This window comes from Streptomyces sp. NPDC028331 (genome assembly GCF_055565775.1).
Map to the genome: position 1 here is coordinate 222,472 of NZ_JBVHTR010000006.1, position 16,982 is coordinate 239,453.

Here is a 16,982-nt window from a genome sequence, read left to right on the forward strand (position 1 = left end):
CAGGGGCTCCCCCCCCCCCCCCCCCCCCCCCCCCCCCCCCCCCACCCCCCCCCACCCCCCCCCCCCCCCCCCCCCCCCCCCCCCCCCCCCCCCCCCCCCCCCCCCCCCCCCCCCCCCCCCCCCCCCCCCCCCGACACGGCTTTCCTCAGCCGTCCTGCCCCAGGGCGTCGTCGTCCATGGACAGGCCGTCCTGGCCGATGGTGTGGTCGACGGCGCCGAGGGTGTCCTTGACGCTCAGATCGCCGAGCCTGTCGTGGTCGGCGGCGTGGGAGGGGCTGACGGCGGCCACGACGAATCCGGTGGCGAGGGAGGCGATGGCGAGCATGCTGCGCTTCTTCATGCCCTGTTCAACTGCCGAAGGGCGCCGGGGTCACGCAACGGCCCCCGGCCGGCTCTCCGCGAACGCGAGCATGCCCGTTCATGCCTGATGTCCGGCCCCGGTCCACCGCCCCGCGGACGCGGGCCCGCGCAGCGCCCGGGGTCGGACCCACGGCACGGGCGGCGGTCCGTCCGGCGGGCGTGGATCGCGACGCCAACCGACGCCGACCACGGTCACGTGAGCCGCGGGGTTGCCTCACCCGGCGACGGCGACGGCGACGCCCACGGACAACGGCGACGGACCACCGCCACGGCCACGGACCACCGCCACGGCGACCGAACACCGGTCGTCCTGTCGGCAGCGCCCCGTCACACCCCGGCAACCGTCGCGTCCGCCCCCTTCGTCAGCGCTGCCGCAGCCGCGCCCACCAGGCCCGCGTCCGTGCCCATCAGCGCCGGCACCACCGTCAGGCGCTGGACGAAGGACAGCGTGGCGTAGTCGGTCAGGGCCTTGCGCAGCGGAGCGAACAGCAGGTCACCGGCACCGGCCACGCCCCCGCCTATGACCGCGATGTCGATCTCCACCAGCGTCGCGGTCGCGGCGATCCCCGCGGCCAGCGCCTGGGCTGCCCGCTCGAAGGAGGCCACGGCCACCGGGTCACCCGCACGGGCGGCCCCGGCCACCGCGGCGGCGGAGGTGTCCCCGTCGGGGCCCGGCCGCCAGCCGCCCTCCAGGGCGCGGCGGGCGATGTTCGGCCCGCTGGCGATGCGCTCCACGCAGCCGCGAGAGCCGCACGGGCACGGATCGCCGTCCAGGTCGACGCTGATGTGACCGATGTGGCCGGCGTTCCCGGTCGGGCCCGGGTGCAGCCGACCGCCCAGGACCAGACCTCCGCCGACACCCGTCGACACCACCATGCACAGCGCGTTGTCGTGGCCGCGGGCCGCGCCCTGCCAGTGCTCGGCGGCCGTGATGGCCACGCCGTCGCCGATCAGCTCGACGGGCAGGCCGCCCGTCACCGACCGGACCCGCTCGACCAGCGGAAAGTCGCGCCAGCCCGGCACGTTGACCGGGCTCACGGTGCCCTGGGAGGCGTCCACCGGGCCCGCGCTGCCGATGCCTACGGCACGCACCCTCCCCCAGTGGGGAGAACCCGTCAGCTCCGCCACGACGTCCTCGACGGCCCCCATCACGGTGTCCCCGTCCTCCTGCGCGGGCGTCGAGCGCTGCGCGCGCAGCAGGATCCTGCCGTGGCCGTCCACCAGCGCCCCGGCGATCTTGGTGCCGCCGATGTCGAGCGCGGCCACGAGGTCGGTGTGCATCAGTGTCAGATCTCCCAATGCGTGAGTGGTACCGGCCCCGGCGCACGGCGTGCGGTCGCCGCGGGTCCGGGTGCCGGGTACGAGCGGGCATGGAGCGCCCTTGGGGGAAGGCGCGGCCGGAGAGTGCGGTGGACAGTGTCTCCCGCGTCTGACAACGTTGTCCAGGCTCTATGCTCGACGCCACATCCTCATACAACCCCATGGAACCCCGGTAGAGCCCATGGACCGACGCATCTCCGTGGACGACAGGACAGGACAGCGCATCGTGCCCGAGACCGCCCGCCGCACCGGCCGCCCCGCAGACCGCCACAACGGGACCCGCTACGGCACCCGCCCGACCATGAAGGACGTCGCGGCGCGCGCGGGGGTGGGCCTGAAGACGGTGTCCCGCGTGGTCAACGGCGAGCCGGGGGTCACCCCGGACACCGAGCGCCGGGTCCAGGAGGCGATAGAGGCGCTGGGGTTCCGGCGCAACGACAGCGCACGGGTGCTGCGCAAGGGCCGCACCGCGAGCATAGGCCTGGTCCTGGAGGACCTCGCGGACCCCTTCTACGGGCCCCTGAGCCGCGCCGTCGAGGAGGTCGCCCGGGCGCACGGGGCCCTGCTGATCAACGGTTCCAGCGCGGAGGACCCGGACCGGGAGCAGGAGCTGGTGCTGGCGCTGTGCGCGCGCCGGGTGGACGGGCTGGTCATCATCCCGGCGGGTGACGACCACCGCTACCTGGAGCCGGAGATCAAGGCGGGCGTCGCCACGGTGTTCGTGGACCGGCCCGCCGGGCGGATCGACGCGGACGTGGTGCTCTCCGACAGCTTCGGCGGCGCCCGGGACGGGGTCGCCCACCTCATCGCGCACGGCCATCGCCGGATCGGCTTCATCGGCGACATGCCGCGCATCCACACCGCGGCCGAGCGGTTGCGCGGCTACCGGGCCGCCATGGAGGACGCGGGCATACCCGTTCAGGACTCCTGGATGTCCCTGGGCGTCACCGACCCCGAGCGGGTGCGCCGGGCCGCCGAGGAGATGCTCGCGGGTCCCGCCCCCGTCACCGCGATCTTCGCGGGCAACAACCGCGTGACCGTCACCGTCATCCGCGTCCTCGCCGCACACAGCCGTCCGGTCGCCCTGGTCGGCTTCGACGACATCGAACTGGCCGACCTGCTGCAACCGGGTGTCACGGTCGTCGCGCAGGACGCCGCCGCCCTCGGCAGCACGGCCGCGGAGCGTCTGTTCCGCCAGCTCGACGGCACGCTCGTCACCCCGGAACGCATCGAGCTCCCCACCCGGCTGATCACCCGGGGTTCGGGCGAACTGCCGCCCGCCGACTGAGACTTCGGCCCGGGACCGCAGCCGTCACACTACCGCGCCGAAGCCGCAGCGCCCTTACCGCGCCGTGAGCTCCCCGCGCCTGGGCGCCGCGAAGCCCTCCAGGTCGGCCCGGGTCAGGCCGGTGGCCCGCGCGACCTCGGCCGGGTCCAGGGCGCCGCAGTCCAGCCCCCGCAGCAGGTGGCCGCTCAGCGCCTTCGCCGTGGCCGGTTCGTCCAGGACGTCTCCGGCGGTGCGGTCGGCATAGCGGGCGAGGCGTGCCGCGGTCTGCTGGAAACCCTCCCGGTAGAAGGCGAAGACGGCCGCGTACCGGGTGGGAAGGTGGCCCGGGTGCATGTCCCAGCCCTGGTAGTAGGCACGGGCCAGTGCCCGGCGGGTGAGCCCGTAGTGCAGCCGCCAGGCCTTGTGGACCTGTTCGGTGGGGCCGACGGGCAGGACGTTGGTGGAGCCGTCGGAGACCCGCACTCCGGTGCCCGCCGCCGCGACCTGCATGACCGCCTTGGCGTGGTCGGCGGCCGGGTGGTCGCTGGCCTGGTGGGCGGCGGACACGCCGAGGCAGGCGCTGTAGTCGAAGGTGCCGTAGTGCAGTCCGGTGGCGCGGCCCTCGGCGGCGTGGATCATGCGCGCGACGGTGGCGGTGCCGTCGGCGGCGAGGACGGCCTGGCTGGTCTCGATCTGGATCTCGAAGCGAAGGCGCCCCGCGTCGAGTCCGTGCGCCTTCTCGAACGCCTCCAGCAGCCGCACCATGGCGGTGACCTGCTCGGGGTACGTCACCTTGGGCAGCGTGAGCACGAGACCGTCCGGGAGCCCGCCGGCCTCCATCAGACCGGTGAGGAAGACATCGAGCGTGCGGATGCCCCGGTCGCGTACCGGCGCCTCCAGGCACTTCATGCGGATGCCCGTGTACGGGGGCGCCGTTCCCTCCCGGCAGGCCTGGGCGATCAGCCGTGCCGCGCGCGCGGCCGCCTGGTCCTCTTCGGCGTCGGGGCGCGGCCCGTAACCGTCCTCGAAGTCGACGCGCAGGTCTTCGATCGGCTCCCGCTCGAGTTTGGCGCGGACGCGGTCGTGAACCGGCGCCGCGAGTTCGTCGCCGAGACCGAGGACCGAGGCGAACGAGGAGGCGTCCGGGGCGTGTTCGTCGAGGGCGGCGAGGGCCTTCTCGCCCCAGGAACGCACCGTGTCGGCGGCGAAGACGTCACCGGGGACGTAGACCGTGTGAACGGGCTGGCGCGTGCCGGGGTCGCCCGGGTAGCGGCGGGCCAACTCGGCGTCCACCGGGGCGAGGGAGGCACTGATCTCCTCACTGACGGCACCCGCGAGGCTCGTCGACACCCGCTCCTGCCCGCCCTGGCCCATCCCGCACCCTCCCGCATTCCGCAGCACGGAATCAACAATCCGTAGAGCGAAGCTATCCACCGGCCTCACCGCCGGTCAACACCGTCTCGCGCGGAACCCGCCCCTGCAGCGGTGGCCCTCGGACGCACGAAGGCCCCCGTCACCGCGCACCGGCGGTGACGGGGGCCTCGCAGCCGTGGAGTCGCTCAGCCCTTGCGGGTCTTGATCTCCTCGGTGAGCTGCGGGACGACCTCGAACAGGTCGCCCACCACGCCGTAGTCGACCAGGTCGAAGATCGGCGCCTCGGCGTCCTTGTTGATCGCCACGATCGTCTTGGAGGTCTGCATACCGGCGCGGTGCTGGATGGCACCGGAGATCCCGGTCGCGATGTACAGCTGCGGGGAGACGCTCTTGCCGGTCTGGCCGACCTGGTTGGTGTGCGGGTACCAGCCCGCGTCCACCGCCGCACGCGACGCGCCCACGGCCGCGCCGAGGGAGTCGGCGAGGGTCTCGATGAGCGAGAAGTTCTCCGCACCGCCGACACCGCGGCCGCCGGAGACCACGATCGCGGCCTCGGTCAGCTCCGGACGGCCCGTCGACTCGCGCGCCGTACGGCCGGTGACCTTCGTACCGGTCGCCTTCTCGGAGAAGGACACGGCGAGGGCCTCGACCGTGCCCGCGGCCGGGGCGGCCTCCACGGCCGCGCTGTTCGGCTTCACCGTGATGACCGGGGTGCCCTTCGACACGCGGGACTTGGTGGTGAAGGAGGCGGCGAACACGGACTGCGTGGCCACCGGGCCCTCGTCGCCGGCCTCCAGGTCGACGGCGTCGGTGATGATGCCCGAGCCGATGCGCAGCGCCAGACGCGCGGCGATCTCCTTGCCCTCGGCGGAGGACGGGACCAGCACGGCGGCCGGGGACACCTGCTCGTAGGCGGCCTGCAGGGCGTCCACCTTCGGCACGACCAGGTAGTCGGCGTACTCGGAGGCGTCGTGCGTGAGGACCTTGACCGCGCCGTGCTCGGCGAGCGCGGCGGCGGTGTTCTCGGCACCCGCGCCGAGGGCGACGGCGACCGGCTCGCCGATGCGGCGGGCCAGGGTCAGCAGCTCCAGCGTGGGCTTGCGGACGGCACCGTCCACGTGGTCGACGTAGACGAGAACTTCAGCCATGGGAACGGATCTCCTTGCGGAATGCGAAGTCTGAGGGACGGTAAGGCTGGAGGAGCCTTAGATGAACTTCTGGCTCGCGAGGAACTCAGCGAGCTGCTTGCCGCCCTCGCCCTCGTCCTTGACGATCGTGCCCGCGGTGCGCGCCGGGCGCTCGGCTGCGGAGTCGACCGTGGTGTAGGCACCCTCGAGACCGACCTCCTCGGCCTCGATCTCCAGGTCGGACAGGTCCCAGGACTCCACGGGCTTCTTCTTGGCCGCCATGATGCCCTTGAAGGACGGGTAACGGGCCTCGCCCGACTGGTCGGTCACCGACACCACGGCCGGCAGGGACGCCTCGAGCTGCTCGGAGGCGGCGTCGCCGTCCCGGCGGCCCTTGACGGTGCCGTCCTCGACCGACACCTCGGACAGCAGGGTCACCTGCGGCACACCCAGGCGCTCGGCCAGCAGTGCGGGTACGACACCCATGGTGCCGTCGGTGGAGGCCATGCCGGAGACCACCAGGTCGAAGCCGGCCTTCTCGATCGCCTTGGCCAGCACCAGCGAGGTGCCGATGGCGTCCGTGCCGTGCAGGTCGTCGTCCTCCACGTGGATCGCCTTGTCGGCACCCATCGACAGCGCCTTGCGCAGCGCGTCCTTGGCGTCCTCCGGGCCCACCGTCAGGACGGTCACCTCGGCGTCGTCCGCGTTCTCCGCGATCTGCAGCGCCTGCTCGACCGCGTACTCGTCGAGCTCGGAGAGCAGACCGTCCACGTCGTCCCGGTCGACGGTCAGGTCATCGGCGAAGTGCCGGTCGCCAGTGGCGTCGGGCACGTACTTCACAGTGACAACGATCCTCAAGCTCACGCCGGCTCTCCTACTGCATCGACATTTCTGGGCTGCCTTCTTGCAGGCAGCATAGGCGCCTGAAGCGGCCGATCCCGGTCGGGGCGACCCCGCGCTCCGAACGAAATATTACTCGCCAGTACATCGAGTGAATGCCCGCTAAGCAAGCGCTTTGAACTGTGACCTTGACAACGCTGTGTAACCGGACCGGCGGCTCAGTCGCGGAGGCCGTTGAACCGGCCCTGGTGGTACAGGAGCGGGCGTCCGGCACCCGAGGGATCGCCGAGGACGACCTCGGCGACGACGATGCGGTGGTCCCCGGCGGGGACGCGGGCCACCACGCGGCACACCAGCCAGGCGAGCACGTCGTCCAGCAGGGGCACGCCCTCCGGACCCTCGTGCCAGCGGGTCGGCGCCCCGAACCGGTCGGCGCCGCTGGTGGCGAAGGTGCCGGCCAGGTCTTCCTGGTGCTCGCCGAGTATGTGCACGCCGACGTGCTCGGCCACCGAGACGACGGGCCAGCTCGAGGAGCCGACGCCGATGCCGAAGGAGACCAGCGGGGGCTCGGCGGAGACGGAGGCGAGGGAGGTGGCGGTGAAGCCGACCGGCCTGCCGCCGCGCTGGGCGGTGATCACGGCGACTCCGGCCGCGTGCCGCCGGAAGACGGAACGGAGCAGGTCCGGGGAGGCGAGCCGATGGGTGCCGAGGTCGGGCGTGGCCCTCATGCAGTCGTCCTTCTGGGAGAGGTGACGTGGGGTCCGTGGATGCTCAACACGCCGGACAGCAGGCGCTCGCGGTGCGGGCCAGATCCACGTGGACACGCTCGAAGAGAAGGAGTTCCGGGGGCATACGGTCAGGCTGACGATAGGTGGTACGCGCAGTCAAGTGCGTCCCGGCATCCGGGAGGCACGCCACCGTCGTGGGCGCGACCGTCAAACCGCCTCTCCCAGCGCTGCGATGACGTCGGCCTTGCGCGGCAGGCCGGTGGCCCGCCGCACGACGTGTCCGCCGGCGTCGAGGACCAGGACGGTGGGCGTCTTGAGGATGTCGAGTTCACGGACGAGGTCCAGGTGCGCCTCGGCGTCGATCTCGATGTGGGTCACGCCCGGAACCATGTCGGCCACCTCGGTGAGGACCCGGCGCGTGGCCCGGCAGGGGGCGCAGAAGGCGCTGGAGAACTGCACGAGCGTCGCCCGCTCGCCGAGCCCCTGGCCCAACTCCGCCGCACCGAGCCGCTTTCCCTCGTCCCGCCCGCGCACGCGCACTCTCCCACTCCGCCGCCGGTGCAGCACTCCGTACGCGCTCGCCAGCACGAGCACGGCCACACACACCACAAGTCCCGTCATCGTCTGCTCCAGCGTTCACCAGACCGCAAAGATTCCCGGCTCCCCGATCCGATTCTCATGCGGAATGCTTGATTCATGGACATCGATGTGAGGGGGCCCCGCTTCGGGGCGGCCGTGACGACCATTGTGCTGGCCGTGGTCCTGGTCACCGGCAGCACCTGGCTGCTGGCCTGGCAGCTGCTGGCGTTCGCGCTGGGCGCGGCCGGGGGCGTGGCGCGTTCACCGTACGGATGGCTGTTCCGGAGGGTCGTACGCCCGCGGCTCGGGCCGGCGACGGAGTTCGAGGCGCCGCAGCCGCCGCAGTTCGCCCAGGCGGTCGGGCTGGTCTTCGCCGTGGTCGGGCTGGTCGGCTACACCGCGGGTCCGCGGTGGCTGGGGCTGGCCGCGACCGGGGCCGCGCTCGCCGCCGCCTTCCTCAACGCCGCGTTCGGCTACTGCCTGGGGTGCGAGGCGTACCTGCTGATGCGCCGTGCGGCGGTCCGCGGGCACTGACCGCGGATCAGACCCGGTGCTGCGAACGGCTGACGTGACGAGGATCTCGCCGTACACGGGCACCAGGACTGGCCCCGCGTCCGTTCTTCGGGCACGATCTGCGGAAGCCGTAAACCTACGGCTGCGTAACTTCCCGCCGGGAGTCCCTTCCCAGGCAAAGAGAAGGGTCCGTTCCCCTACATGGCTGAGCTCGTCTACCGTCCCGTCATCGGTCTCGCCCGCACGATGTTCAAGGCGTGGGACCTGAAGATCGACTGCGAAGGGTCGGAGAACATTCCGCGCGCGGGCGGTGCGGTGCTGGTGAGCAACCACATCAGCTATCTGGACTTCATCTTCAACGGCCTGGCGGCCCTGCCGCAGAAGCGTCTGGTGCGCTTCATGGCCAAGGAGTCCGTTTTCCGGCACCGCATCTCCGGCCCGCTGATGCGCGCCATGAAGCACATCCCCGTGGACCGCAACCAGGGCGAGACGGCCTATGCGCACGCGCTGGACTCGCTGAAGTCGGGGGAGGTGGTCGGCGTCTTCCCGGAGGCGACCATCTCCCAGTCGTTCACCCTGAAGAGCTTCAAGTCGGGTGCCGTACGCCTGGCCCAGGAGGCGGGCGTGCCGCTGATCCCGATGGCTCTGTGGGGCACGCAGCGGCTGTGGACCAAGGGCCACCCGCGCAACTTCGGGCGCAGTCACACCCCGATCACGATCCGGGTCGGCGAGGCGGTCGAGGCCTCCCGTGAGACCTATGCGGGCGTCCTCACCCGTCAGCTGCGCGAGCGGGTCCAGGAGTTGCTGGAGGCCGCGCAGCGCGCCTACCCCGGGCGCCCCAAGGGCCCGGAGGACGCCTGGTGGATGCCGGCCCACCTCGGCGGCACCGCACCGACCCCCGCCGCCCTGCGCGCGGCCGAGGCGCACTGACGCCCGTCAGGCGGGAGCGTGGACGGTGATCCGCGCCCCGGGGCTGAACTTCTCCAGCAGTTCCGCGAGTTCGGCACCGGCCTGCTCGACGTCGGCCACCGGCATGGGGGCCAGGCTCTCGAGCAGGAAGAGCGCCGAGACGGACTCCTCCGTGAGCCGGGTGCGCGGCCCCTGGCGCCAGTTCCAGCGGCGGCAGGTCACACCGGCCTCGTCGCGCCAGACCACCTCGCCCGCGTCCGGGTGCTCGATCGTCTCCTCCCCCGCCATGACGGTCACGAAGTCCTCGTCGCCGGTGGCGCGTACCAGGCGCATGGCGCCCTGGATGCGGTCGAGGTCCTCCCCGCCGACCGGGATGAGGTGGGCGACGCTGATCGCGTTGTAGAGGTCGACGAGCACGTTGATCCTGGGCAGGCCGGCATCCGACAGGGCGCGCTTGGCGAGGGCCTCGGCGGAGTTGCGGGTGCGGGACGGCTTGGCGCCGAAGGCCGTGTACACCTCGCGCCAGGCGGCCATGTGCGGATCCTCGTGCGGCGCGCGTCCGTCCAGACGGGCGGCGAGCCGGCGGGCGCCGTCGTCGAGCAGGGCGGAAGTGGCCTCGGTGCTGGGTCCGTTGTGGAGTCCGTGGGCCTCGATCGCGACGTGCGTGAAGCCGGGCGCGAGGGCACGAACCTCGTCGGACACGGTCAGGGTGGGAGTCATCGCCTGCCTCAGAGTGCGGTGGGGAGCGTCTTCCAGAGGGCCGGCCGGTCGGGCGCGGACTTCAGTGCCCTCACCACCGCCGGATGAGGTGCAGCATACAGGACTGGATAGTCCATCTCATTGGACTTCGCGTCCGGGATCCAGGCGAGGCGCTCACCACCGAGGGAGAACTGGGCGTCAACACCCGACTTGTTGCCGCGGGGGTCCTGCCGGTGCCAGGCGCCGTTGAACCGCACGGCGACCAGACCGTGTACGGCATGACCGCCGCCGTCGTCGTGTGCGAGCCGCTGGTAGCACAGGGCCGTCGGGATGTCCTCGGCCCGCAGCAACGCCGCCAGCGCGTGGGCCTTGGCGTAACAGATGCCGGTGCGCTGATCCAGCACGTCGGAGGCCCGCCAGGCGACCCGGAGGTCACCGCTGTCGGCGGAGTGCGGGATGGCGTCGCGGACGTATTCATAGGCCGCTCGCGCATAGGCATACGAGTCCTGGACACCCGTGGCGAGGCGCGCGGCGGTCTCCCGCACCAGCGGATGGTCATGGTCGATGACCTCGTCGGCGGCCAAGTACGCGGACAGGTCGGGCGTTTCCTGGATCAGCTCCATGCCCGCAGAGCATAGGAATGCGGCCACCCGAGAGTCAATGGAATTTCGAGTGACCGCATAACTATGCGTCTTGTCGCGTGTCTGCGGCTGCTAGCGGGCCATCTCCTCCTTGAGGGCCGCCACGAACCGGTCCACATCGTCCTCGGTGGTGTCGAAGGAGCACATCCAGCGCACGTCGCCCGCGGCCTCGTTCCAAAAGTAGAAGCGGAAGCGCTTCTGCAGGCGCTCGCTCACGTCGTGCGGCAGGCGCGCGAAGACCGCGTTGGCCTGGACCGGGTGGAGGATCTCCACCCCGTGGACCGCACGCACGCCCTCCGCGAGGCGCTGGGCCATCTCGTTGGCGTGGCGGGCGTTGCGCAGCCAGAGGTCCCTGGCGAGCAGGGCCTCCAACTGCACCGATACGAAGCGCATCTTGGAGGCGAGCTGCATGGACAGCTTGCGCAGGTGCTTCATGCGGCTGACCGCGTCCTGGTTGATGACGACGACGGCCTCGCCGAACAGCGCGCCGTTCTTCGTCCCGCCCAGGGAGAGGATGTCCACTCCGACCGCGTTGGTGAACGTGCGCATCGGCACGTCCAGGGAGGCGGCCGCGTTGGCTATGCGGGAGCCGTCGAGGTGCACCTTCATGCCGTGCGCGTGGGCGTGCTCGCAGATCGCGCGGATCTCGTCGGGCGTGTAGAGGGTGCCCAGTTCGGTGCTCTGGGTGATCGAGACCACCTGCGGCATCGCGCGGTGCTCGTCCTCCCAGCCGTACGCCTGCCGGTCGATCAGCTCGGGCGTGAGCTTGCCGTCCGGCGTCGGCACCGTGAGCAGCTTCAGGCCGCCCACCCGCTCCGGCGCCCCGCACTCGTCGACGTTGATGTGGGCGGTCTCGGCGCAGATCACCGCGCCCCAGCGGTCGGTGACCGCCTGGAGCGCGACGACGTTGGCGCCGGTGCCGTTGAAGACCGGAAAGGCCTCGGCGGTGGCTCCGAAGTGGCCGCGGACGATCCGCTGGAGGTTCTCGGTGTAGGCGTCCTCGCCGTACGCGACCTGGTGCCCGCCGTTGGCCAGAGCCAGGGCGGCGAGCACCTCCGGGTGGGCTCCGGCGTAGTTGTCGCTGGCGAAACCGCGGACCTCCGGGTCGTGATGACGGCGCGCGTCGGTCTTGGGAGGGTTCACGGCTTCTCGGTCAGCCACAGACGGTTTCCGTTCACTTCGGCGGCGGGCTTCTCCCAGACTCCGACGACGGCCTCGGCCAGGTCGTTGACGTCGGTGAAGCCCGCGAACTTCGCGTTGGGGCGTTCGGCGCGCATCGCGTCGTGCACCAGCGCCTTCACCACCAGGATGGCAGCCGCCGACGTCAGCTCGCCCTCCCCCTTCGCCTTGTTGAAGGCGTCGGCCATGGCCAGCGTCCAGGCCTCGGCGGCGGCCTTCGCGGCCGCGTAGGAGGCGTTGCCCGCGGTGGGCTTGCTCGCGCCCGCGGCGCTGATCAGGACGTACCGGCCGCGTTGGCTGCGCTGCAGGGCGTCGAAGAAGGCCAGCGAGGTGTGCTGCACCGTGCGGATGAGCAGCAGTTCGAGCAGGTCCCAGTCGTCGAGCTTGGTCCTGGTGAAGGTCTCGCTGCCGCGCCAGCCGCCGACGAGGTGGACCAGCCCGTCGACCCGGCCGAATTCCTTCTCGACGTGGGCGGCCCAGTCGCGGGTGGACTGCAGGTCGAGCAGGTCCACGGTGTCCCCGGTGACGGTGGCGCCGCCGTACGCGTATCGGGCCGCGTCCACGGCCTCCGCCAGGCGCTCGGGGTCGTTGTCCGAGCCGACGACGGTGGCTCCCGCCTCGGCGAGCCGGAGCAGCGCCGCCCGGCCGGCGGGTCCGCCCGCGCCGGCCACCGCGATCACCGCGCCGCTCAGTGGCCCGTTCCCGTTCCGCATCTTCGCCTCCTGCCGAGCGGCCGTACCGGTTGCGGGGGCGCTCACGCGGCGACCCGCTCGGCCGCCTGAGCCGTGATGCCCTTGGTCGAGGCGATCACGTTCTTGAGCTTCTTCTGCAACGCCTCATAGAACATGCTCAGCGGAAACTCGTCCGGAAGCACGTCGTCCACGAGCTTACGCGGCGGCTGCGTCAGATCCAGGGCATCGGGGCCCTTGGCCCACTTGGAGCCCGGATGCGGGGCGAGGTAGGTGGAGACCAGCTCGTATCCGGCGAACCAGTGCACGAGCTTGGGGCGGTCGATGCCGTCCCGGTACAGCTTCTCGATCTCGGCGCACAGCTGGTTGGTGACCTGCGGGGCGCGCTCCCAGTCGATGGAGAGCCTGTTGTCGGTCCAGCGGACGACGTCGTGCTTGTGCAGGTAGGCGAAGAGCAGCTGACCGCCGAGGCCGTCGTAGTTGCGGACGCGCTCGCCGGTGACCGGGAAGCGGAACATACGGTCGAACAGCACCGCGTACTGGACGTCGCGCGCCTGCGGCACGCCGTCGGCCTGGAGCTTCACGGCCTCCTTGAAGGCGGTGAGGTCACAGCGCAGCTCCTCGAGCCCGTACATCCAGAACGGCTGGCGCTGCTTGATCATGAACGGGTCGAACGGCAGGTCGCCGTGGCTGTGGGTGCGGTCGTGGACCATGTCCCACAGCACGAAGGCCTCTTCGCAGCGCTTCTGGTCGTGGACCATCGCGGCGATGTCCTCGGGCAGCTCCAGGCCCAGGATGTCGACGGCGGACGCGGTCACCCGGCGGAAGCGGGCGGCCTCGCGGTCGCAGAAGATGCCGCCCCAGGAGAACCGTTCCGGCGCCTGGCGCACGGCGATGGTCTCGGGGAAGAGGACGGCGGAGTTCGTGTCGTAGCCGGAGGTGAAGTCCTCGAACTTGATGCCGCAGAACAGCGGGTTGTCGTAGCGGGTGCGCTCCAGCTCGGCCAGCCAGTCCGGCCAGACCATGCGCAGCACGACCGCTTCGAGGTTGCGGTCCGGGTTGCCGTTCTGCGTGTACATCGGGAAGACGACCAGGTGCTGGAGGCCGTCCTCGCGCAGCGCGGCGGGCTGGAAGGCCAGCAGCGAGTCCAGGAAGTCGGGCACCTGGAAGCCCTCGTCGGCCCACCGGCGCAGGTCCTTCACGAGCGCCTCGTGGTAGGCGGCGTCGTGCGGCAGCAGCGGGGAGAGCCGCTCCACGGCCTCCACCACACGCCGCACGGCGGCCTGCACCTCCGCGCGCTCCGGCGCGCCCTCGCCGTCGAAGTCGATCGAACCGTCCTTGGCCTGCCATGGCCGGATCTGCTCCACGGCATCCTTGAGCACGGGCCAAGCCGGGTGGTCCACCACCCTGTCCTGCGGAGGAACCTGCTCCTCCGAACCCACCTGCACAAGAATTTCCGTCATGACCCATCCTTCACGGGAGAACCTCGGGTGACCACACCGTATGCATACGAGCTTTCTCCCAGCAAGAGGGCAGTCGAAAAATCGTCCCGCCGACCCCCCGCCTTCACCGCTCTTTTTCCTGTGTGACACGGGAAAGGCAACGACTTCCACTGAACGTCTGTTCGGTCTCCGTGCGGGGGCCGGACAGGCGACTTCAGGCCATCCGGCGCATGACACCGCAGGGTCAACATGGGCGGGACGCGCCCACCCAGGGGTGACACCGAACCGGCCGCACAGTCCGGTTTCGCGCCGCCCCGTGCGCCCCCGGGGCCCGTCACGAGCGGGTCCGGTGGCCCGCCGGGCCATTAGGCTGCGGCCGAGCCGCGCCGGTCCGGGACCGCCGCGCGGCTGCCCGAGCCGCCGTCGACGGAAGCGAGCCGAACCTTGAACTTCCTCACCATCGGTCACCGCGGAGTGATGGGTGTCGAACCCGAGAACACCCTTCGGTCCTTCGTCGCCGCCGAACGGGCGGGCCTCGATCTGGTCGAGCTCGATCTGCATCTGAGCAAGGACGGGGCCCTCGTGGTCATGCACGATGACCAGGTCGACCGTACGACCGACGGTAAGGGGCCGATCGCGGAGAAGACCCTCGCCGAGCTGCGCGCCCTCGACGCGGGCCGTGGTGAGCGCGTCCCGGTCTTCGAGGAGGTCCTGGACGCGGTGAGGACACCGATCCAGGCGGAGGTCAAGGATGTGGCGGCGGCGCGGGCGCTGGCCGAGGTGATGCACCGCCGGGACCTGGTCGGCCGGGTCGAGGTGTCGTCGTTCCACGACGAGGCGGTCGCGGAGATCGCCCGGCTCGTGCCGGGCGTCCGCACGGCGCTGGTCGCGAGCCGCTATGGCATCGATGTCGTCGAACGGGCCGTCGAGGCCGGCGCGGCGACCGTGTGCCTCGACATCCGCCGGCTGACCCTGGAGGTCGTCGAGCACGCGCGGGAGGCGGGCCTGAGGGTCATCGGCTGGGTGGTCAACACCCCCGAGCACCTGCGCCTCGTCCGCGCGCTGGAGCTGGACGGCGCGATCACCGACCACCCGGAGATCAAGCGCACCGGCCGCTTCACGGCGTGACCCCGCCGCGCGGTCACACCAGCGGCTTGACCAGCAGCTCGAACTGGAGGTCGTCGCGCTGGGGGATGCCGAAGCGCTCGTCGCCGTACGGGAACGGGCTCATCCGCCCCGTACGGCGGTAGCCGCGCCGTTCGTACCAGGCGATGAGGTCGTCCCGGACGGAGATGACGGTCATCTGCATCTCCTTGACACCCCAGGTCTCGCGGGCCGTGCGCTCCGCCTCGGCGATGACCGCCTTGCCGAGGCCGCCGCCCTGCAGTGCGGGACTGACCGCGAACATGCCGAAGTAGGCGTGGTCGCCGCGGTGTTGGAGCTGGCAGCACGCGATGATCGCCCCGTCGCGTTCCACGGTCAGCAGCCGGCTGTCGGGCGACTTGATGACCTCCAGCACGCCTTCGGCGTCGGTCCGCCGGCCCTCGAGGATGTCCGCCTCGGTGGTCCAGCCGACCCGGCTGGCGTCGCCGCGGTACGCCGACTCGACCAGCACGACCAGCGCGTCGACGTCGGCGTCCGTGGCGTCGCGGAAGGTCAGACCGGTCGTGGCGGTGTCAGCGGCGGCGGGGCTGTCCATGGGGAAGCTTCTCCGTTTCCGTGGCGCGGCGTGGGCATCGACGAGGGTATCCCGCCCATTAGGCTCCGTATGTATGGTCCACGTACTGAGCAGCCGCACCCTCCTGCGCCCGACCGACCCGGAGCGCTCCCGGGCCTTCTACGGCGGGAAACTCGGGCTCCCGGTCTACCGGGAGTTCGGCACGGGTCCCGACCGCGGCGTCGTGTACTTCCTCGGCGGCGGCTTCCTCGAGGTGGCGGGCCGCAGTGAGATCCCGCCCTCGCCCGCCCTGAAGCTGTGGCTGCAGGTGCAGGACGTGGCCGCGGCGCACACGGAGCTGGCCGACGCCGGGGTCCCGATCGTACGGCCGCCGGTGAAGGAGCCGTGGGGTCTGGTCGAGATGTGGATCGAGGACCCGGACGGCACCGAGATCGTGCTCGTGGAGATCCCGGCCGACCATCCCCTGCGGTACCGCCCGGGGACCTGATGCCGCATGCCGGCGGCGGGCTTAGCGTGGTGAGGGTGACCGAGGTGGCCGGAGGTGGCCCATGAAGCTCGACGCGCCGGTGACCGGCGGCCCCTGCTGGACTGAGCTGGGCACCAGCGATCTGGACGCCGCCAAGCGGTTCTACACCGGGCTGTTCGGCTGGCGGCCGGAGACCGATCCGCGGCCGGAGGCGGGCGGCTACACGATCGCCCATCTCGGCGACGCGGCGGTCGCGGCGCTCGCCCCGCTGTTCCAGGAGTCGCAGCCGGTCGCCTGGAACGTGACGTTCTCGGTGGCGGACGCGGACGCGGCGGCCGAGGCGGTGCGCGCGGCCGGCGGCACGGTGCTCCTGGGGCCGATGGACGTCTTCGACGCGGGCCGTTTCACCGTCGCCACCGACCCGGGCGGCGCCGTCTTCCAGATGTGGCAGCCGCGGGACTTCACCGGGGCCGGGCTGCTCAACGCGCCGGGCTCGCTCGGCTGGGTGGAGCTGATGACCCGCGCCCGGGAGCGGGTCACCGACTTCTACACGACCGTCTTCGGCTGGAGCGTGAACCCCTCCGAGCAGTACACGCAGTGGGGTATCGGCGGTGCCGACTTCGGCGGCATGGTGACGATGGGCGACCGGTTCCCGCCCGAGGTGCCCTCGCACTGGCTGCCGTACTTCGCGGTGGCGGACGTGGACGCCACGGCCCAGGTCGCGACAGAGTCGGGCGCGGGTGTCCTCATGGAACCGACCTCGGTCCCGGACGGCCCGCGCATCGCCGTCCTGAAGGACCCGCAGGGCGCGGTGTTCGGCATTTACGTCGCCGGTCAGGAGGGCTGATCCCGAGGCCTCCGCTCCTCAGCGGTCGGTCCGGGATCGAGGAGTTGCGGCCGGCGGCGTGACCGTCACCCGGTCGGGGACCGGCGCGTACGCCGAGCGCTGGCGTAGGGGTTGTGGGTGTCGCCGTCGAAGTCGGAAGGTTCCTCGGCGGTGAACGTCAGCGTGTTCGCCGCCTCGGCCGGCGTCACCGGGACGGTGAGGTCCCGGAAGGCGTTGATGGTCAACGGGTTCGACGTCAGGTTCGACCTATCGAACGTTGATCGGATTGCCGGACTGACCGTAGGAGTGCCGCCCGACCGATGTCAACGGGCCGTGATCGCGGAG

21 protein-coding genes are annotated in these 16,982 nt (G+C 71.5%); 6 read left to right on the forward strand and 15 right to left on the reverse strand.

The genetic code is table 11. The features are described 5' to 3' along the window. Positions 1-145 precede the first annotated feature (145 nt). Together ACZ4SW_RS10970 and ACZ4SW_RS10975 are read right to left on the reverse strand one after the other, a co-directional pair. Positions 146-340, reverse strand: coding sequence for a hypothetical protein (locus ACZ4SW_RS10970; RefSeq protein WP_468240831.1), 195 nt, complete (start codon positions 338-340; stop codon positions 146-148). A 347-nt stretch (positions 341-687) separates the two neighbouring features. Continuing rightward, positions 688-1,641, reverse strand: a complete 954-nt coding sequence (locus ACZ4SW_RS10975) for an ROK family protein (protein ID WP_468240833.1) — start codon at positions 1,639-1,641, stop codon at positions 688-690. 220 nt (positions 1,642-1,861) lie between these two features. Here ACZ4SW_RS10975 and ACZ4SW_RS10980 point away from each other — a divergent pair, with 220 nt between their 5' ends. Continuing rightward, positions 1,862-2,968, forward strand: a complete 1,107-nt coding sequence (locus ACZ4SW_RS10980) for a LacI family DNA-binding transcriptional regulator (protein WP_468240836.1) — start codon at positions 1,862-1,864, stop codon at positions 2,966-2,968. A 54-nt stretch (positions 2,969-3,022) separates the two neighbouring features. Here ACZ4SW_RS10980 and ACZ4SW_RS10985 read toward each other — a convergent pair whose 3' ends face one another. The 6 genes from ACZ4SW_RS10985 to ACZ4SW_RS11010 all read right to left on the reverse strand — a co-directional run bounded on the left by ACZ4SW_RS10985 (position 3,023) and on the right by ACZ4SW_RS11010 (position 7,637). Then, entirely contained in the window at positions 3,023-4,321 is a 1,299-nt protein-coding gene (locus tag ACZ4SW_RS10985; protein ID WP_468240838.1) for a DUF6986 family protein, read from the reverse strand. Positions 4,322-4,506: 185 nt separating this feature from the next. Continuing rightward, positions 4,507-5,469: an electron transfer flavoprotein subunit alpha/FixB family protein gene (locus ACZ4SW_RS10990; protein WP_468240841.1), complete on the reverse strand. Its 963-nt coding sequence runs from the start codon at positions 5,467-5,469 to the stop codon at positions 4,507-4,509. Between the two features lie 57 nt (positions 5,470-5,526). Further along, positions 5,527-6,312, reverse strand: coding sequence for an electron transfer flavoprotein subunit beta/FixA family protein (locus ACZ4SW_RS10995; RefSeq protein WP_468240844.1), 786 nt, complete (start codon positions 6,310-6,312; stop codon positions 5,527-5,529). A gap of 194 nt (positions 6,313-6,506) precedes the next feature. Beyond that, a complete protein-coding gene (locus ACZ4SW_RS11000) occupies positions 6,507-7,016 on the reverse strand; it encodes a flavin reductase family protein (protein ID WP_468240847.1) in 510 nt (169 codons plus the stop codon). 43 nt (positions 7,017-7,059) lie between these two features. After that, entirely contained in the window at positions 7,060-7,140 is an 81-nt protein-coding gene (locus ACZ4SW_RS11005) for a putative leader peptide (RefSeq protein ID WP_446794637.1), read from the reverse strand. Between the two features lie 83 nt (positions 7,141-7,223). Next, positions 7,224-7,637 (reverse strand): thioredoxin family protein, encoded by a 414-nt coding sequence (locus ACZ4SW_RS11010; protein ID WP_468240850.1) that lies wholly within the window; start codon positions 7,635-7,637, stop codon positions 7,224-7,226. A gap of 75 nt (positions 7,638-7,712) precedes the next feature. On the opposite strand from ACZ4SW_RS11010, the gene ACZ4SW_RS11015 reads away from it, so the two are divergent. Then, positions 7,713-8,129, forward strand: coding sequence for a DUF4395 domain-containing protein (locus ACZ4SW_RS11015; protein ID WP_468240852.1), 417 nt, complete (start codon positions 7,713-7,715; stop codon positions 8,127-8,129). Between the two features lie 180 nt (positions 8,130-8,309). After that, positions 8,310-9,038 carry a lysophospholipid acyltransferase family protein gene (locus ACZ4SW_RS11020; RefSeq protein ID WP_468240855.1) on the forward strand — a complete coding sequence of 243 codons (729 nt, stop codon included), beginning with the start codon at positions 8,310-8,312 and terminating at the stop codon, positions 9,036-9,038. A gap of 6 nt (positions 9,039-9,044) precedes the next feature. Here ACZ4SW_RS11020 and ACZ4SW_RS11025 read toward each other — a convergent pair whose 3' ends face one another. The 5 genes from ACZ4SW_RS11025 to ACZ4SW_RS11045 all read right to left on the reverse strand — a co-directional run bounded on the left by ACZ4SW_RS11025 (position 9,045) and on the right by ACZ4SW_RS11045 (position 13,688). Further along, positions 9,045-9,737, reverse strand: a complete 693-nt coding sequence (locus ACZ4SW_RS11025) for a B3/B4 domain-containing protein (RefSeq protein ID WP_468240857.1) — start codon at positions 9,735-9,737, stop codon at positions 9,045-9,047. 8 nt (positions 9,738-9,745) lie between these two features. Then, a complete protein-coding gene (locus tag ACZ4SW_RS11030) occupies positions 9,746-10,339 on the reverse strand; it encodes a transglutaminase domain-containing protein (RefSeq protein ID WP_468240860.1) in 594 nt (197 codons plus the stop codon). A gap of 90 nt (positions 10,340-10,429) precedes the next feature. Next, complete coding sequence (locus ACZ4SW_RS11035) at positions 10,430-11,500, reverse strand: threonine aldolase family protein (RefSeq protein ID WP_468240862.1); 1,071 nt, start codon at positions 11,498-11,500, stop codon at positions 10,430-10,432. Further along, on the reverse strand, positions 11,497-12,249 hold the full coding sequence (locus tag ACZ4SW_RS11040; RefSeq protein WP_468240865.1) for an SDR family NAD(P)-dependent oxidoreductase: 753 nt from the start codon (positions 12,247-12,249) through the stop codon (positions 11,497-11,499). The genes ACZ4SW_RS11035 and ACZ4SW_RS11040 overlap by 4 nt, the downstream gene beginning before the upstream one ends. 41 nt (positions 12,250-12,290) lie before the next feature. Further along, positions 12,291-13,688, reverse strand: coding sequence for a DUF6421 family protein (locus tag ACZ4SW_RS11045; RefSeq protein WP_468240867.1), 1,398 nt, complete (start codon positions 13,686-13,688; stop codon positions 12,291-12,293). A 423-nt stretch (positions 13,689-14,111) separates the two neighbouring features. Here ACZ4SW_RS11045 and ACZ4SW_RS11050 point away from each other — a divergent pair, with 423 nt between their 5' ends. Next, positions 14,112-14,795, forward strand: coding sequence for a glycerophosphodiester phosphodiesterase (locus tag ACZ4SW_RS11050; RefSeq protein ID WP_468240870.1), 684 nt, complete (start codon positions 14,112-14,114; stop codon positions 14,793-14,795). Between the two features lie 13 nt (positions 14,796-14,808). Here the strand turns inward: ACZ4SW_RS11050 and ACZ4SW_RS11055 are convergent, their stop codons facing one another. Then, on the reverse strand, positions 14,809-15,366 hold the full coding sequence (locus ACZ4SW_RS11055) for a GNAT family N-acetyltransferase (protein WP_468240872.1): 558 nt from the start codon (positions 15,364-15,366) through the stop codon (positions 14,809-14,811). Positions 15,367-15,439: 73 nt separating this feature from the next. On the opposite strand from ACZ4SW_RS11055, the gene ACZ4SW_RS11060 reads away from it, so the two are divergent. Beyond that, the gene (locus ACZ4SW_RS11060; RefSeq protein WP_468240875.1) at positions 15,440-15,832 is read left to right on the forward strand and encodes a VOC family protein; all 393 of its coding nucleotides are present in this window, start codon (positions 15,440-15,442) and stop codon (positions 15,830-15,832) included. Between the two features lie 61 nt (positions 15,833-15,893). Next, entirely contained in the window at positions 15,894-16,658 is a 765-nt protein-coding gene (locus ACZ4SW_RS11065) for a VOC family protein (RefSeq protein ID WP_468240878.1), read from the forward strand. Positions 16,659-16,723: 65 nt separating this feature from the next. Here the strand turns inward: ACZ4SW_RS11065 and ACZ4SW_RS11070 are convergent, their stop codons facing one another. Further along, positions 16,724-16,882 (reverse strand): hypothetical protein, encoded by a 159-nt coding sequence (locus tag ACZ4SW_RS11070; RefSeq protein WP_468240880.1) that lies wholly within the window; start codon positions 16,880-16,882, stop codon positions 16,724-16,726. Positions 16,883-16,982 lie beyond the last annotated feature (100 nt).

What these genes read in the sequence shown, in the direction of transcription:
- ACZ4SW_RS10970 (WP_468240831.1), bottom strand. Translation starts at nt 340, where the DNA reads ATGAAGAAGCGCAGCATGCTCGCCATCGCCTCCCTCGCCACCGGATTC.
- ACZ4SW_RS10975 (WP_468240833.1), bottom strand. Translation starts at nt 1,641, where the DNA reads ATGCACACCGACCTCGTGGCCGCGCTCGACATCGGCGGCACCAAGATC.
- ACZ4SW_RS10980 (WP_468240836.1), top strand. Translation starts at nt 1,862, where the DNA reads ATGGACCGACGCATCTCCGTGGACGACAGGACAGGACAGCGCATCGTG.
- ACZ4SW_RS10985 (WP_468240838.1), bottom strand. Translation starts at nt 4,321, where the DNA reads ATGGGCCAGGGCGGGCAGGAGCGGGTGTCGACGAGCCTCGCGGGTGCC.
- ACZ4SW_RS10990 (WP_468240841.1), bottom strand. Translation starts at nt 5,469, where the DNA reads ATGGCTGAAGTTCTCGTCTACGTCGACCACGTGGACGGTGCCGTCCGC.
- ACZ4SW_RS11000 (WP_468240847.1), bottom strand. Translation starts at nt 7,016, where the DNA reads ATGAGGGCCACGCCCGACCTCGGCACCCATCGGCTCGCCTCCCCGGAC.
- ACZ4SW_RS11005 (WP_446794637.1), bottom strand. Translation starts at nt 7,140, where the DNA reads ATGCCCCCGGAACTCCTTCTCTTCGAGCGTGTCCACGTGGATCTGGCC.
- ACZ4SW_RS11010 (WP_468240850.1), bottom strand. Translation starts at nt 7,637, where the DNA reads ATGACGGGACTTGTGGTGTGTGTGGCCGTGCTCGTGCTGGCGAGCGCG.
- ACZ4SW_RS11015 (WP_468240852.1), top strand. Translation starts at nt 7,713, where the DNA reads ATGGACATCGATGTGAGGGGGCCCCGCTTCGGGGCGGCCGTGACGACC.
- ACZ4SW_RS11020 (WP_468240855.1), top strand. Translation starts at nt 8,310, where the DNA reads ATGGCTGAGCTCGTCTACCGTCCCGTCATCGGTCTCGCCCGCACGATG.
- ACZ4SW_RS11025 (WP_468240857.1), bottom strand. Translation starts at nt 9,737, where the DNA reads ATGACTCCCACCCTGACCGTGTCCGACGAGGTTCGTGCCCTCGCGCCC.
- ACZ4SW_RS11030 (WP_468240860.1), bottom strand. Translation starts at nt 10,339, where the DNA reads ATGGAGCTGATCCAGGAAACGCCCGACCTGTCCGCGTACTTGGCCGCC.
- ACZ4SW_RS11040 (WP_468240865.1), bottom strand. Translation starts at nt 12,249, where the DNA reads ATGCGGAACGGGAACGGGCCACTGAGCGGCGCGGTGATCGCGGTGGCC.
- ACZ4SW_RS11045 (WP_468240867.1), bottom strand. Translation starts at nt 13,688, where the DNA reads ATGACGGAAATTCTTGTGCAGGTGGGTTCGGAGGAGCAGGTTCCTCCG.
- ACZ4SW_RS11055 (WP_468240872.1), bottom strand. Translation starts at nt 15,366, where the DNA reads ATGGACAGCCCCGCCGCCGCTGACACCGCCACGACCGGTCTGACCTTC.
- ACZ4SW_RS11060 (WP_468240875.1), top strand. Translation starts at nt 15,440, where the DNA reads ATGGTCCACGTACTGAGCAGCCGCACCCTCCTGCGCCCGACCGACCCG.
- ACZ4SW_RS11065 (WP_468240878.1), top strand. Translation starts at nt 15,894, where the DNA reads ATGAAGCTCGACGCGCCGGTGACCGGCGGCCCCTGCTGGACTGAGCTG.